We start from the raw sequence: 15,631 nt of genomic DNA on the forward strand, positions 1-15,631 counted from the left end.
AATAAAGTAAACATCAGAGAACGGAGGAAAAAGCATGGATGCAAAAGCAGAAGGGCTATATACAGAACTCCGTAATACAAGACAGGAAATACTGGAAAGGCTAATGGAAGGCAATAGTTCCGCTTTGATAAAACCGATTTTATTGGAAGAGCTGCATGATATTGAACAAACACTCAGCAAAATTGAATCTGGAAGTTTTGGCAAATGTGAAATTTCAGGTGAACTGCTTCCGCAAGATTTGCTGCAGGTGATCCCTACTTTAAAAACAATGGAGGACTGCAGCAGGCTGGGGAAATTCTACAGAAAATCTATTTTCCACTGAGTTTAGGCGTGTGCTGTGTTTTTTATTCAGTTTGTGCTAAAATGCAAAGGTAATGATATGAGATATGGGGGTTGCCTTTGTGTTTTATTACATAATTGCATTGTTCGTGATTGCACTTGATCAGTTTACGAAGTGGCTGATTGTAAAGAACTTTGAATTAGGGGAAAGTGTTAAAGTTATTGAGGACTTTCTTTATATTACATCGCACCGCAACCGTGGCGCTGCCTGGGGCATCCTGCAGGGGCAAATGTGGTTTTTCTACGTAATAACCGTTATTGTCATAATTGGTATCATTTATTACATTCAAAAAGCTGCCAAAGGCAAATTGCTGCTTGGAGTCTCTTTGGGCCTGATGCTGGGCGGAGCGATTGGAAACTTTATTGACAGGGTATTTAGAAAAGAAGTGGTGGATTTCGTTAACACTTATATTTTTGGATATGACTTCCCCGTTTTCAATATTGCTGACTCGGCTCTGGTTATTGGTGTAGGGCTACTGATGATTCAGATGCTGCTTGAAGAGAGAGAAGCAAAGAAGAAGGAGAAATCTTATGGAGAAAATGGAACACATCATTCCTGAAGAACAGGCAGGAGAAAGAATAGATAAAGTGTTATCCACATTGAATGCGGATTGGTCAAGAACGCAGGTTCAGCAATGGATTAAAGACGGCAATGTTCTTGTAAACGGGCAGAAGCCGAAAACCAATTACAAATGTACGGCAAATGATAAAATTGAAATAACAATACCTGAACCTGAAGAACTGGATGTTGTGCCGGAAAAAATGGAGCTGGATATTTATTATGAAGATAAAGATGTCCTGGTGGTAAATAAACCAAAAGGAATGGTGGTCCATCCGGCAGCCGGGCATGGCACTGGCACTCTTGTAAATGGACTTATGGCGCATTGCACAGATCTTTCAGGAATAAATGGGGTCATGAGGCCAGGAATTGTTCACAGAATCGATAAGGATACATCGGGACTTCTTATGGTTGCAAAGAATGATATGGCACATGAAAGTCTTGTGAACCAGCTGATGAATAAAACCGTTACACGTAAGTACCGTGCCATTGTCCATGGAGTCATTCCCCACGATTATGGTACGATTGATGCCCCAATTGCCCGCGATCCCAAAGACCGTCAAAGCATGACCGTTGTTGACAATGGAAAACATGCGGTTACGCATTTTCAGGTCCTTGAGCGTTTCAGGGATTTTACACTGGTGGAATGCCAGCTTGAAACGGGAAGAACCCATCAAATCCGTGTTCATATGAAATACATTGGCTATCCTCTGGCAGGAGATCCTAAATACGGTCCAAGAAAGACTCTTGATCTTGGAGGACAAGCACTGCATGCAGGTGTTCTTGGATTTAATCATCCAAGAACAGGTGAGTACCTGGAATTTGAAGCACCTATGCCTGCTTATTTCGAAGAGCTATTAGGTAAACTGGCAAATAATCGTTGACAACTGTCCAACTGTGCTATATGATGACTATAGTTGAATAAGTCCTTTAAAACAGTCCCGTGAGGCTGGGAAGGAAACGGATTGAATAAGGAGCATTGTATCCTTATTCTGCAGCAATAAAATCGTTTACCCTCTCGCCAGATCGGTGAGAGGTTTTTTGTATATAACATTAACTGAAGAGAATCAGATAATAGAGGTGATCAGAATGCCGCAGCAAAAGGCAATAGTTTTGGATGACCAGGCAATCAGGAGAGCGCTGACAAGGATTGCTCATGAAATTATAGAGAAAAATAAAGGGATCGAAAATTGCATCCTGATTGGAATCCGTACCAGGGGGATATACCTTGCGAACCGCCTGGCGGAGCGGATCGAACAAATCGAAGGTGCCAAAATTGATGTAGGCGAACTTGATATTACTCTATATAGAGATGATCTTACGAAAAAGACTGAAAATCAGGAGCCGCTTGTCAAAGGCTCAGATGTTCCAAAAGATATAAATGAACAGAAAGTGATATTGGTCGATGATGTTCTTTATACAGGAAGAACAGTTAGAGCCGCCCTTGATGCGCTGATTGATATCGGACGGCCATCGCAGATTCAGCTGGCAGTCCTCGTGGACCGGGGCCATAGAGAGCTTCCGATAAGAGCTGATTATGTTGGAAAAAACATTCCAACCTCCAGTTCGGAAAAAATTGTTGTCGAGCTGAAGGAAGTGGATGAAAGCGATCAAGTTAGCATTTTTGAAAATTAAATAGCCCTTTTAAATACAGTCCAGAGAGGCTGGCAAAGGGGGACTCAGCAAAATCAGTCTATCTTTTGCTGTGCTCTTTTACCCTCTTTGCGACTCTGGCAAAGAGGGTTTTTTAATAAATTGAAGAGGAGAGATTGGCATGCATAAGCCTATTCTAGATATAAAAGATGTTCCAACACCAGCCCATTGGCTGACATTAAGTTTACAGCACTTATTCGCAATGTTCGGAGCCACTATACTTGTACCTTTCTTAGTAGGATTAAATCCTGCCATAGCTTTAATCTCAAGCGGACTTGCAACCATAGCTTTCCTCATCATAACAAAATGGCAGGTGCCGGCATATTTAGGGTCATCTTTCGCTTTCATTGCTCCAATCATCGCAGCAAAAGCTGCTGGCGGACCAGGTGCTGCCATGATCGGAAGCTTTATGGCAGGACTAGTATATGGAGCCGTAGCGTTGATCATCAAAAAAGCGGGCTACCGCTGGATTATGAATCTGCTTCCGCCAATCGTGGTCGGCCCGGTAATCATTGTAATCGGATTGGCATTAGCAGGCACAGCAGTCGGTATGGCCATGAACAACCCTGAAACGGGTGAATACAGCATGCTGCATTTCTCAGCAGCGCTCATCACTTTAGGTGCAACAATCATCTTCTCCATCTATGCAAAAGGAATGCTCAGCATGGTGCCGATTCTTGCAGGTATCATAATCGGCTATGTATACTCACTGGCAGTGGGCCTGATAGACTTCTCGCTTGTACAGCAGGCATCCTGGATCGAAATGCCGGAATTCTTAATCCCCTTCGCTGATTATGAAGTGAGGGTAACCCTTGATCTGGCTCTTTTAATGATACCAGTAGCTGTTGTGACAATCTCTGAACATATCGGCCATCAGCTTGTCCTTGGAAAAGTAGTTGGGAGAGATTATATTAAAGAACCGGGACTTCACCGCTCCATCCTTGCTGATGGAACAGGAACAATGATTTCGGCATTAATCGGGGGTCCGCCAAAGACAACTTACGGTGAAAACATAGGCGTACTGGCCATCACGAAAATATACAGTGTCTATGTACTGGCAGGTGCTGCAGTCATCGCCATCATCTTCGGATTCATTGGTAAGGTAACTGCACTAATCAGCTCGATCCCAACTCCAGTAATGGGCGGCGTGTCGATCCTTCTGTTCGGGATCATCGCTTCATCAGGATTAAGAATGCTTGTTGACAGCAAAGTGGATTTTGGAAACAACCGTAACCTGGTTATTGCTTCGGTCATCCTAGTACTCGGAATTGGCGGAGCCCATATCGAAATTTGGGCATTTAAACTGGAAGGAATGGCACTGGCAGCGATCAGCGGCGTTCTCCTGAACCTGATTCTTCCTGGCAGAGAAGAGGCCAAGGAAGATATGTTTGAAGCTGAAAACGAAAAAAAAAATAATGTAGCTTAACGCTTTTTAACTAAGTTCAGAGAGACTTAAAAGGGTGTTGGCGGCAAGCAGGCTATACGGGAACAGTGTATCCGTATATCTGGCTGCCTCAACTATGCAGCACCCTGACCAATTGTCAGGGTGTTTTTTTACTGAAAGAGGAGGGATAATCTTGAAACATTTGCTCACTACCTCAGAGTTAGAAATTAATGAAATCAATAAAATCCTGGAGGATGCACAATACTTTTTAAACGGCGGGACATGGAGTCCTGAACAAAAGGTGTTTGTCGCAAATCTTTTTTTTGAAAACAGCACAAGGACAAAATGCAGCTTTGAAGTGGCGGAAAGACGGCTTGGACTGGACATAATCCCATTTGAAGTCAGCACATCAAGTGTATCCAAGGGCGAATCATTATACGATACGGTAAAAACGCTTGAAGCAATCGGTGTTCATGCAGTCGTCATCCGCCATAGCCTGGATCGATACTTTGACGAATTGGCAGGTAAAAGCGGTGTTTCCATCCTGAATGCAGGGGACGGCTGCGGCCATCATCCAACACAATCACTGCTTGACCTGCTGACAATTAAACAGGAATTCGGTTCCTTTGTAGGATTAAAAGTAGCCATCATCGGTGATATTGCCCATAGCCGTGTCGCAAGATCCAATGCAGATGCACTTGTACGGCTCGGTGCGAAGGTTGTTTTTTCAGGTCCAAAAGAATGGTTCAATGAAGAATTGCTTGAAAATGGCATGTATGAAGATGTTGACACAGCAATTGAAACTTCTGATGTTGTCATGCTGCTGAGAATTCAGCATGAGAGACATGAATCGAAAGCCAATCAAACGGCTGAAGAATACCACCTGGCATACGGCCTTACAGATGAGCGTGAAAGAAAAATGAAGCCAAACAGCATTATCATGCATCCGGCCCCTGTAAATCGGGGTGTAGAAATAGCAGATTGCTTGGTGGAATGCGAGCGCTCCAGAATCTTCAAACAAATGCAAAATGGTGTGTACATTCGAATGGCTGTACTAAAAAGATCAATTGAACATATTGAAGGGGGAGCTAATCATGTCAACATTAATCAAAAATGGCCAGTTGCTTACTAAGGAAGGGAATTTTGTAAAGACCGACATTTACATAGAGTCAGGAAAAATCACCGGGATAGGTGCAGGTATCGAGAAAAAGGCACAGGAAGTGATTGATGCAGAAGGCTTATTGATTGCACCAGGCTTTATAGATCTGCATGTACACTTGCGTGAGCCTGGCGGTGAAAAGAAGGAAACCATTGAAACTGGCACAAAGGCAGCAGCCAAAGGCGGTTTCACAACGGTTGCGGCGATGCCGAATACCCGGCCTGTACCTGATACGAAGGAACAGCTTGAAAAATTGAACAGCCGAATTGAAGAGACTGCGTTGGTCAAGGTTCTGCCGTATGCATCGATTACAATCCGTGAGCTTGGCCAGGAATTAACAGATTTTAAAGCACTGAAAGAAGCTGGAGCGTTTGCTTTTACTGATGATGGAGTTGGGGTGCAATCTGCTGCCATGATGCTGCAGGCAATGAGGAACGCCGCAGAGATCAGCATGCCGATTGTTGCGCACTGCGAAGAAAATACCCTCATTAACAAAGGCTCCGTACATGATGGAGTTTTTGCTAAAGAGAATGGTTTAAATGGTATTCCTTCCGTCTGTGAATCAGTGCAAATCGCAAGGGATGTACTCCTTGCCGAAGCTTCTGGCTGCCATTATCATGTCTGCCACATCAGTACGAAAGAGTCTGTCAGGGTGGTAAGAGATGCAAAGCGTGCAGGCATCAAGGTAACGGCCGAGGTGACACCTCATCACCTCCTTCTATGTGAAGAGGATATCCCGGGTTTGGATGCAAACTTTAAAATGAATCCTCCACTTAGAGGTGCAGATGACAGAGCTGCCTTAATAGAAGGGTTGCTGGACGGTACGATTGATTTTATCGCGACCGACCATGCACCTCATACTGCAGCAGAAAAAGAAGAGGGGATGGAGCTGGCGCCTTTTGGAATTGTTGGACTTGAAACAGCCTTTCCGCTCCTTTACACACACTTCGTCGAGAAGGGAATATTCACACTAAAACAGCTGATTGATTTTTTAACAATCAAGCCAGCTGAGGCATTCGGCTTACAATCAGGAAGAGTGGAAGAAGGTAATATAGCAGATCTTGTCCTGCTTGATCTAAACCGCCAGGAAAAAATTGATCCATCCCAGTTCTTATCAAAAGGGAAAAATACGCCATTTACTGGCTGGGATTGTAAAGGGTGGCCGGTTATGACAATAGCAGGCGGAAAAATTGTTTGGAACAGAGGGAGTGTAAGAGCATGAAAAAACAGCTGATTCTGGAAGACGGGACAATTTTTATTGGAAAAGGGTTTGGAAGCGATACGAATTCGATTGGAGAGGTCGTATTCAATACAGGAATGACGGGTTATCAGGAAATCCTCTCTGACCCTTCCTACTGCGGACAAATTGTAACATTGACATACCCTTTAATCGGAAATTATGGAATTAATCGAGATGATTTTGAATCAATCTCTCCTGCAATCTCCGGGTTCATTGTTAAAGAAGCAAGCGAGTTTCCTTCAAACTGGAGAAATGAACAAACAATTGATGAATACTTTAAGATGAAAAACATCCCCGGAATTGCTGGGATTGATACTAGAAAATTAACAAGGATTATCAGGCAGCATGGTACGCTGAAAGGTGCTATATGCAGCATAAATGAAAGCCCGGAATTAATCATCGAAAAACTGCGTGCAACAAAGCTTCGGAACGATCAGGTTAAGCAAGTTTCCACTAAGACACCTTATCCAAGCCCTGGCCGCGGCAGAAGGGTAGTCCTTGTGGATTTTGGCATGAAACACGGTATCTTAAGAGAACTGAACAAACGGGATTGTGATGTGATTGTGGTACCTTATAATACAACAGCTGAAGAAATACTCAGCATGAGCCCGGATGGGGTTATGCTTTCAAATGGACCTGGAGACCCGAAGGATGTTCCGGAAGCTATCACAATGATTAAAGGTCTGTTAGGAAATGTGCCGATTTTTGGGATTTGCCTGGGACATCAGCTGTTTGCCCTTGCATGCGGTGCCAATACAGAAAAAATGAAATTCGGCCATCGCGGTTCAAACCATCCGGTTAAAGATCTGCAAACCGGAAAAGTAGCTTTAACATCTCAAAATCATGGATATTCAGTGGAAGAAAACTCAGTTTCGGGTACTCTTCTGGAAGTAACACATATTGCATTAAACGATGGAACGATTGAAGGCTTAAAACATAAAGAAGTCCCTGCGTTCACTGTGCAATATCACCCTGAGGCTTCACCGGGACCAGAGGATGCAAATGGATTATTTGAACAAGTCCTGCAAATGATTGAATCACATAAAGAGGAAGGTGCTGCAGCATGCCAAAGCGTACAGATATAAAAAGCATTTTAGTAATCGGATCAGGACCAATTGTTATCGGGCAGGCAGCAGAGTTTGATTATGCTGGAACACAGGCCTGCATTGCATTGAAAGAGGAAGGTTATCGCGTCATTCTTGTAAACTCAAATCCTGCTACCATCATGACAGATACTGAAATTGCTGACGCAGTATATATAGAGCCGCTTACGCTGGAATTCGTCAGCCGCATCATCCGAAAAGAACGCCCTGATGCCCTTGTGCCTACTCTTGGGGGGCAGACAGGATTAAACCTGGCAGTAGAGCTTGCTGAATCAGGAGTTTTGGATGAATGCGGGGTTGAAATCCTAGGTACAAAATTATCTGCTATTCAAAAAGCGGAAGACCGGGATCTTTTCAGAAATCTGATGAATGAACTTGGCGAGCCGGTGCCTGACAGTGAAATTATCCATAACCTGGAGGAAGCGTATAAGTTTGTAAATAGGATTGGCTATCCGGTCATCGTACGCCCTGCTTTCACATTGGGGGGAACAGGCGGGGGAATCTGCCACGATGAAGAGGAGTTAATCGAAATTGTGACTAGCGGCTTGAAGAACAGCCCTGTAACACAGTGCCTGCTGGAAAAGAGCATTGCGGGCTTCAAAGAAATTGAGTATGAAGTGATGCGGGACTCCAATGACAATGCGATTGTTGTCTGCAATATGGAAAACTTCGATCCTGTAGGTGTCCACACAGGTGATTCCATTGTAGTAGCTCCAAGCCAAACTTTGAGTGATCGTGAGTATCAGCTGCTAAGAAACACTTCATTAAAAATTATCCGGGCTCTTCAGATCGAAGGAGGATGCAATGTCCAGCTGGCACTTGATCCGGATAGTTTCAATTATTACATCATCGAAGTTAACCCGCGTGTCAGCCGTTCATCAGCACTTGCATCAAAGGCAACAGGCTATCCGATTGCCAAATTGGCAGCCAAGATAGCGGTGGGGCTGACACTTGATGAAATGATGAATCCTGTCACAGGAAAAACATATGCCTGTTTTGAACCGGCATTGGATTATATTGTCTCAAAAATCCCGCGCTGGCCGTTTGATAAATTCGAATCGGCTAACCGTTCGCTTGGAACCCAAATGAAGGCTACAGGTGAAGTAATGGCGATAGGGCGCACATTTGAAGAATCTCTTCTGAAAGCAGTCCGTTCACTTGAAGCAAACATTTATCATCTTGAGCTGAAGGACGCTGACCAAATTTCTAATGAACTGATCGAAAAGCGGATTCGAAAAGCAGGCGATGAACGTTTGTTTTATATCGGAGAAGCCATCAGAAGGGGAGTTACCATCGAGTTGATCCATGAATGGAGCAGGATTGATCTATTCTTCCTTCATAAGATTAAGAAAATCGTAGATTTTGAGAGTGTATTAACAGAAAATCCTTTTGACCCTGAAACAGGGAAAGCTGCAAAGGAAATGGGATTTGCCGACCTGGTAATTGCGAGGCTCTGGGATTCAAGTGAAATGGCAGTTTACAGCTGGAGAAAAGAACATGATATTGTACCGGTTTATAAAATGGTAGATACATGTGCGGCAGAATTTGAATCTGAAACACCGTATTTCTATGGAACATACGAGGAAGAGAACGAATCGGAGGTAACTGGCCGCAAAAGTGTTGTTGTCCTGGGCTCAGGTCCAATCCGGATTGGCCAGGGAGTGGAGTTTGACTACTCAACTGTCCATGCAGTATGGGCAATCAAGGAAGCAGGCTATGAAGCAATCATCATTAATAATAATCCGGAAACTGTCTCTACTGACTTTAGCATCTCCGATAAGCTTTATTTTGAGCCGCTTACGATTGAAGATGTTATGCACATCATTGACCTTGAGAAGCCGGAAGGTGTAGTTGTGCAATTTGGCGGACAAACAGCTATTAATCTTGCAGCGGATCTTGTAAAGAGAGGTGTGAAAATTCTCGGGACTTCTCTTGAAAACTTAGACCGGGCAGAAGACCGTGATAAATTTGAGCATGCCCTTGCAGAGCTGGGCATTCCGATGCCAAAAGGAAAAACTGCCCTATCTGTGGAGCAGGCAGTAGCGATTGCCGGTGAAATCGGTTACCCCGTGGTTGTCCGACCATCATATGTACTTGGCGGAAGAGCCATGGAGATAGTTTATAAAGAAGAAGAGCTTCTGCATTATATGGAAAACGCTGTAAAAGTGAATCCGGAGCACCCAGTATTAATCGACCGGTATCTGACTGGGAAGGAGATTGAAGTGGACGCCATTTCGGATGGAGAAAATGTGCTCATTCCAGGCATCATGGAGCATATTGAAAGAGCTGGAGTTCACTCAGGAGATTCCATAGCAGTCTATCCTCCGCAAAACATTTCCGAGGCAATCAAAGACAAGCTCGTTGAGTATACCGAGAAGATGGCTAAGGGCCTTGGCATTATAGGACTCCTGAATATCCAGTATGTAGTGGCAAAAGGGGAAGTATTTGTCCTTGAAGTCAACCCGCGTTCAAGCCGGACCGTTCCTTTCTTGAGCAAGATTACAAATGTGCCAATGGCCAAAATCGCCACGAAGGTTATCATGGGCCAAACTTTGGCTCAGCAGGGCTGCGGTTCCGGACTTCTGCCGGAGAGAAAAGGCGTGTTTGTAAAAGTACCGGTGTTCTCATTTGCGAAATTAAGAAGAGTAGACATCACTTTAGGGCCTGAAATGAAGTCAACTGGAGAAGTTATGGGGAAAGATTCAACGCTTGAAAAAGCCCTTTATAAAGGCCTTGTTGCTTCCGGCATGAAAATCCAGCCGTTTGGAACAGTATTAATGACTGTCGCAGATAAGGATAAAGAAGAAGCTCTGCAGCTGGCAAAGAGATTTGTATCCATCGGCTACAGGCTAATGGCGACAAGCGGAACAGCTTTATTCCTTAAAACTGCGGGCATTCCTGTAAAAGTGACTGGAAAAATAGGGTCAGAAGGGCCAAACCTTCTGGATGTGATTAGAAATGGCGAAGCCCAATTTGTGATAAATACTCTAACAAAAGGAAAACAGCCTGCCAGAGATGGCTTCCGCATCCGCCGTGAATCTGTGGAAAATGGGGTGCCATGCCTTACTTCTCTAGATACGGCAGAAGCAATCCTTCAAGTAATCGAATCAATGAATTTCTCAGCAGATGCGATGGATAAATCAGAACAAGTCCGGGAGGCGGTTTTATCTTGATCAGACAGGAACAATGCACTGTAATATCGCAAAAAAAACTAGCAGAAAACATTTTCGAGCTCACCCTACAAGGTGAGCTTGTTCATGAAATGAAGGAGCCCGGGCAATTTGTACATTTGAAAATTTCCGGGGGGTATGACCCGATGCTAAGAAGGCCGATCAGCATTGCTGAGATTTTACCTGATGAAAGCCAGTTTAAGATGATATACCGTGCTGAAGGCAGAGGAACGAATATGCTTTCAGAAAAAAAACCTGGCGATTACGCAGATGTACTGGCGCCGCTGGGAAATGGGTTTCCTATCTGTGAAGCAGGCCGGGGGGATACAGCACTTCTTGTGGGAGGAGGAATCGGAGTACCCCCTCTATATGAGTTGTCCAAACAGCTTGTAAGCCGTGGTGTTAATGTGATTCATATCCTTGGCTTTCAGTCAGCAAGTGCCGTTTTCTATGAAGAAAAGTTTGCACAGCTGGGCGGGACCTATGTGGCTACAGCTGATGGAAGTGCAGGAACAAAAGGCTTTGTTACAGATGTTATTAAAAGATTTAATATTAATTTCGATGTTTTATATTCCTGCGGCCCGACTCCGATGCTGAAGGCGCTTGAAAATCAATACTCTCATAAAAACGTATACCTGTCATTAGAAGAACGGATGGGCTGCGGCATAGGGGCGTGCTTTGCATGCGTTTGCCATACAGGGGATGACCCTGATGGATACAGTTATAAAAAAGTCTGCAGTGACGGACCAGTCTTTAAAGCAGGGGAGGTAGTTCTATGAACTCGATAAATGTCAGTCTGCCTGGACTGGAATTAAAAAATCCAATCATGCCTGCATCTGGATGCTTTGGCTTCGGCAGAGAATTCAGCCAGCTGTATGATTTGAGCCAATTGGGTGCGATCATGATCAAGGCGACAACCTTTGAGCCCCGTTTTGGAAATTCAACACCAAGAGTGGCTGAGACCTCTGCAGGGATGCTGAATGCAATTGGGCTGCAGAATCCAGGCCTGGAAAAAGTGGTGAATGATGAGCTGGTCTGGCTTGAGCAATTTGATGTACCGATTATTGCCAATGTAGCCGGTTCGCAGGAAGAAGATTATGTTGCAGTTGCCAAAAAAATTTCTGCAAGCCCTAATGTACATGCACTTGAACTCAACATTTCCTGTCCGAATGTAAAAACAGGCGGAATTGCATTTGGCACTATTCCTGAAATTGCTAAAAACTTAACGAAAAAAGTAAAAGAGGTTTCAGAGGTACCTGTTTATGTGAAGCTTTCACCAAATGTCACAAATATTGTAGAAATGGCAAAAGCAGTGGAAGACGGCGGAGCTGACGGTTTAACGATGATTAACACGCTTGTTGGCATGAGAATAGATCTAAAAACAGGCAATCCGATTTTGGCAAATAAAACTGGGGGACTTTCAGGGCCAGCCATTAAGCCTGTCGCGCTCCGGATGATATATGAAGTGAGCCAGCGGGTGTCCCTTCCGATCATCGGAATGGGCGGCATTGAATCAGCAGAGGATGTCATTGAATACTTTTATGCAGGTGCAAGTGCAGTAGCGGTTGGTACAGCTAACTTCGTTGATCCTTTTGTGTGTCCAAAAATTATCGATGGGCTGCCAGAGCTTATTGGGAAGCTGGGATATGAACATATTTCAGAATGTGTAGGAAGGAGCTGGAAGAAACATGAAAAAGCCGCTCATTATTGCTCTTGATTTTTCGGGAAAAATGGAAGTTAATCATTTTCTGAAAAACTTTGAAAATGAAAAATTATTTCTAAAGGTCGGCATGGAGTTATTTTATCAGGAGGGGCCTTCTATCGTTCACGATTTAAAAGAACAAGGACATGAGATTTTCCTTGATCTCAAGCTTCATGATATTCCTAATACCGTTAAAAGTGCCATGAAGCGACTTGCGGGGCTTGGCTGCGATATGGTTAATGTACATGCCTCAGGTGGGAAAGCCATGATGGAAGCAGCATGTGAAGGACTTGAAGCCGGAAGCTCAGGGAAAAGGTCGTCTTGTATTGCTGTGACGCAGCTGACAAGCACATCCGAACAGCAAATGAAATCAGAGCAATTAATTCCTGCTTCATTAAACGAATCTGTTCTTCATTATGCCAATCTTGCCAAAGAAGCAGGACTTGACGGAGTAGTATGTTCAAGCTTTGAGGCAAGGGAAATAAGTTCGCGAATAGGATCTTCTTTTTTGACTGTAACACCGGGAATACGCCTTTCATCTGACGACTCCGGAGATCAGAAAAGAGTAGCCACACCTGAATTCGCCAGAAATGAAGGGGCTTCCGCAATAGTAGTAGGCCGATCGATTACCAGAGCGGAAAATCCTTTTGAAAAGTATATGCTATGCAAGCAATCTTGGGAGGGCGTTCTAAATGAAGCGTAAAATAGCAGAAAAATTATTAGATATAAAAGCAGTTGCATTAAACCCAAACGATCCATTTACATGGTCTTCGGGATTGCGTGCTCCTATTTATTGTGATAACCGTCTCACATTGTCTTATCCTGAAGTTAGAAAAGAAATTGCTGCCGGCCTTCAGGCAATCATTCAGGATAAATTTCCTGAAGCAGAACTAATTGCAGGAACAGCAACAGCGGGCATTCCGCATGCTGCCTGGGTAAGTGACATTATGGAACTGCCAATGTGCTATGTCCGATCCAAGGCAAAGGGCCATGGGAAAGGGAAGCAAATTGAAGGAAAAGCTGACAGAGGCCAGAAGGTTGTTGTTGTTGAAGACTTAATTTCAACAGGAGGAAGTGCCATAACTGCTGTCAAGGCTTTAAGAGAAGCAGGCTGTGAAGTGCTGGGTGTTGCGGCTATCTTTACTTACCAGCTGGAAAAAGGAAAGGAAATGCTGGACGAAGAGAAAATCGAAGCATATACTTTGACTGATATTGAAGCTCTGACAGAAGTAGCCGTTAAAAATGGCTATATCCAGGAAAAGGATATGAAGAAGCTGATTGAATGGCGAAAAGATCCTGCTGAGTGGGGAAAAGTAACACAATAAAGCAGTTTTTGACAAATAAAAAAAGCAAGCGTCTGAGCTTGCTTTTTTTATTTGTTTACATACGTTGTTTTAATGACAGAACAGTTTCATCATCAGGCGTAACGTAAACGGTTTGCTGTTGGTCATATATGACAAATCCAGGTTTCGCACCACTTGGTTTTTTTACATGACGGACTAGGGTGAAATCAACAGGAACCGAACTGGAATGGCGTGCTTTGCTGAAGTATGCTGCTAGGGATGCAGCTTCAAGAATTGTATTTTCTGCTGGTTCCTTGCTTCGGATAACCACATGTGAACCGGGGATATCCTTTGTGTGCAGCCATATCTCATCCCTTGCGGCCAATTTGTTCGTTAAATAATCATTCTGCTTATTGTTTTTTCCAACCAGAATTTCCGTTCCATCTGAGGCGGTATAGCGGTCAAGTACAGGCTTAAGGTTCTGCTGTTTCTTGTTGCCCCGCTTTTGCCTTTCTCTAATATAACCTCCTTCAACAAGCTCCTCTCTTATTTCAGCAATGTCCCTTGTTGATGCAGTTTCCACTTGCTGCAGAAGAGAATCAAAGTATGACGCTTCCTCTTCTGCTTTCTTTATTTGCTCTTTTACTGCGATTACGGCATTTTTTGCTTTTTGGTATCTTATAAAATATTTTTGTGCATTCTCTGATGGGGTCATCAGGGGATCCAAAGGAATGGTAACTGTCCCGCCATTTTCATCGTAATAATTGATGACTTCGGTTTCCTTCATTCCCTTGTGAATCGCATAAATATTGGCTGTGATCAATTCTCCATACAATTGATGTTTATCAGCATTTTCCGCTTCATGCAGGGTTTTTTTCAGCTTCTCAATTTTTTTCTCATTCTTTTCTTTCTCATTTACTATGAAACGTTCAAGGTCATTGGACTGCTGTTTGACCCGGTCTCTTTCCGCTTTACCAAAATAAAAGCGGTCCAGCATTTCGCTCAAGGTATTAAATTCCCGGCTTTCCCCTTTTATATGCTGGAGGGGCAATAAATAAAAGCTTTCTTTTTGTTCGCCAGCTGTTATGGCCGGTCTTATAGCATGGTCTTTTAGGGAGCTTAATAAATGCTGGAAGCTATTTGGAACAGTTGTCCTGTTAACAAGGCCAGCCTGGTGTATAACTTCTTTTGCAAGTAGCGGTGAGATTCCTGCGAAGTTCGCTACTAGCTGTTTATCAACTTTCCCGCTGTTAAAATCGATCTTTCGCAATAAATCGTTTTTATCTGCCTCAAAAGGATTCATTTTATCCTGAGAAGGGGGGAGAATGTACTCCTGCCCGGGCAAAATCGCACGATGGCTATTAACAGCAAAAGAAACATGTTTGATGCTGTCGAGAATAATATTGCGGGATTTATCCACTAGCGTAATATTGCTGTGCCTGCCCATTATCTCAACAATCAGCTGTTTATAGGATATATCACCAATCTCATTCCTGCCTTTAACTTCAAACACGATTATACGGTCAAGCCCGATTTGATGGACATCTTCAAGTATGTAGCCTTCCAGATGCTTTCTTAAAAGCATGCAGAACATGGGCGGCTCTGAAGGGTTTTCGTGTGCTTCATTAGTAAGCTGGACTCTCGCATAACTTGGATGAGCTGACAGCAAAAGCCTGTGATTCCTCCCATTTGACCGCACAACTAAAATAATTTCATTCTTATAAGGCTGCTGAATCTTATTAATTCTGCCGCCCTTTAAAGTATCTATAAGCTCTTTCGTCATAGCTCTTGTAAACAAACCATCAAATGACATATTGGAACATCCTCTTCTATTAAAAATAACAGCCTATCACTTGCTGAAGATATACATTATTCTTTCATTTAAATAATATAAATCAAGTTTTAAGGCTTGGCTTCATGTCTGCACAAGGCGCTTCCGCTTTTCTTATTAATAATAGCATTTTTTTGGACAGGGCTGAATATGCTTTCTTTAGAGTGAGATTGGACAACTCTGCTTCACTTGATTTACCAGAAGAAGC

General features: G+C 43.5%; 14 protein-coding genes. 13 read left to right on the forward strand and 1 reads right to left on the reverse strand.

What is annotated here, in order from left to right:
• The first annotated feature begins 34 nt into the window (after positions 1 to 34).
• The 13 genes from JI665_RS03270 to pyrE all read left to right on the forward strand — a co-directional run bounded on the left by JI665_RS03270 (position 35) and on the right by pyrE (position 13,634).
• Positions 35 to 322, forward strand: coding sequence for a hypothetical protein (locus JI665_RS03270; protein WP_206836195.1), 288 nt, complete (start codon positions 35 to 37; stop codon positions 320 to 322).
• A gap of 79 nt (positions 323 to 401) precedes the next feature.
• Positions 402 to 899, forward strand: a complete 498-nt coding sequence (lspA, locus tag JI665_RS03275; RefSeq protein ID WP_009330836.1) for a signal peptidase II — start codon at positions 402 to 404, stop codon at positions 897 to 899.
• Entirely contained in the window at positions 871 to 1,782 is a 912-nt protein-coding gene (locus JI665_RS03280; protein WP_206836198.1) for an RluA family pseudouridine synthase, read from the forward strand. The genes lspA and JI665_RS03280 overlap by 29 nt, the downstream gene beginning before the upstream one ends.
• A 205-nt stretch (positions 1,783 to 1,987) precedes the next feature.
• On the forward strand, positions 1,988 to 2,533 hold the full coding sequence (gene pyrR, locus JI665_RS03285) for a bifunctional pyr operon transcriptional regulator/uracil phosphoribosyltransferase PyrR (RefSeq protein WP_206837642.1): 546 nt from the start codon (positions 1,988 to 1,990) through the stop codon (positions 2,531 to 2,533).
• Positions 2,534 to 2,672: 139 nt separating this feature from the next.
• Entirely contained in the window at positions 2,673 to 3,977 is a 1,305-nt protein-coding gene (locus JI665_RS03290; RefSeq protein ID WP_206836201.1) for a solute carrier family 23 protein, read from the forward strand.
• Positions 3,978 to 4,128: 151 nt separating this feature from the next.
• Positions 4,129 to 5,067: an aspartate carbamoyltransferase catalytic subunit gene (locus tag JI665_RS03295; protein WP_206836205.1), complete on the forward strand. Its 939-nt coding sequence runs from the start codon at positions 4,129 to 4,131 to the stop codon at positions 5,065 to 5,067.
• A complete protein-coding gene (locus JI665_RS03300) occupies positions 5,030 to 6,316 on the forward strand; it encodes a dihydroorotase (protein ID WP_206836209.1) in 1,287 nt (428 codons plus the stop codon). Before JI665_RS03295 ends, JI665_RS03300 begins: the two co-directional genes overlap by 38 nt.
• Positions 6,313 to 7,419, forward strand: a complete 1,107-nt coding sequence (locus JI665_RS03305; protein ID WP_206836212.1) for a carbamoyl phosphate synthase small subunit — start codon at positions 6,313 to 6,315, stop codon at positions 7,417 to 7,419. Before JI665_RS03300 ends, JI665_RS03305 begins: the two co-directional genes overlap by 4 nt.
• Complete coding sequence (gene carB / locus JI665_RS03310; protein ID WP_206836216.1) at positions 7,398 to 10,610, forward strand: carbamoyl-phosphate synthase large subunit; 3,213 nt, start codon at positions 7,398 to 7,400, stop codon at positions 10,608 to 10,610. The genes JI665_RS03305 and carB overlap by 22 nt, the downstream gene beginning before the upstream one ends.
• On the forward strand, positions 10,610 to 11,386 hold the full coding sequence (locus JI665_RS03315; protein WP_312886138.1) for a dihydroorotate dehydrogenase electron transfer subunit: 777 nt from the start codon (positions 10,610 to 10,612) through the stop codon (positions 11,384 to 11,386). Before carB ends, JI665_RS03315 begins: the two co-directional genes overlap by 1 nt.
• Positions 11,383 to 12,324: a dihydroorotate dehydrogenase gene (locus JI665_RS03320; RefSeq protein WP_206836221.1), complete on the forward strand. Its 942-nt coding sequence runs from the start codon at positions 11,383 to 11,385 to the stop codon at positions 12,322 to 12,324. The genes JI665_RS03315 and JI665_RS03320 overlap by 4 nt, the downstream gene beginning before the upstream one ends.
• The gene (gene pyrF / locus JI665_RS03325; RefSeq protein ID WP_206836223.1) at positions 12,296 to 13,012 is read left to right on the forward strand and encodes an orotidine-5'-phosphate decarboxylase; all 717 of its coding nucleotides are present in this window, start codon (positions 12,296 to 12,298) and stop codon (positions 13,010 to 13,012) included. Before JI665_RS03320 ends, pyrF begins: the two co-directional genes overlap by 29 nt.
• On the forward strand, positions 13,002 to 13,634 hold the full coding sequence (gene pyrE / locus JI665_RS03330; RefSeq protein WP_206836226.1) for an orotate phosphoribosyltransferase: 633 nt from the start codon (positions 13,002 to 13,004) through the stop codon (positions 13,632 to 13,634). The genes pyrF and pyrE overlap by 11 nt, the downstream gene beginning before the upstream one ends.
• A gap of 55 nt (positions 13,635 to 13,689) precedes the next feature.
• On the opposite strand, the gene JI665_RS03335 is transcribed toward pyrE, so the two are convergent.
• Positions 13,690 to 15,405 carry an Rqc2 family fibronectin-binding protein gene (locus JI665_RS03335; protein WP_206836229.1) on the reverse strand — a complete coding sequence of 572 codons (1,716 nt, stop codon included), beginning with the start codon at positions 15,403 to 15,405 and terminating at the stop codon, positions 13,690 to 13,692.
• Between the last annotated feature and the right edge of the window lie 226 nt (positions 15,406 to 15,631).

The sequence above is a fragment of the Bacillus sp. NTK034 genome (genome assembly GCF_017303275.1).
In the GTDB taxonomy this organism is placed as follows: Bacteria; Bacillota; Bacilli; order Bacillales; family Cytobacillaceae; genus Cytobacillus.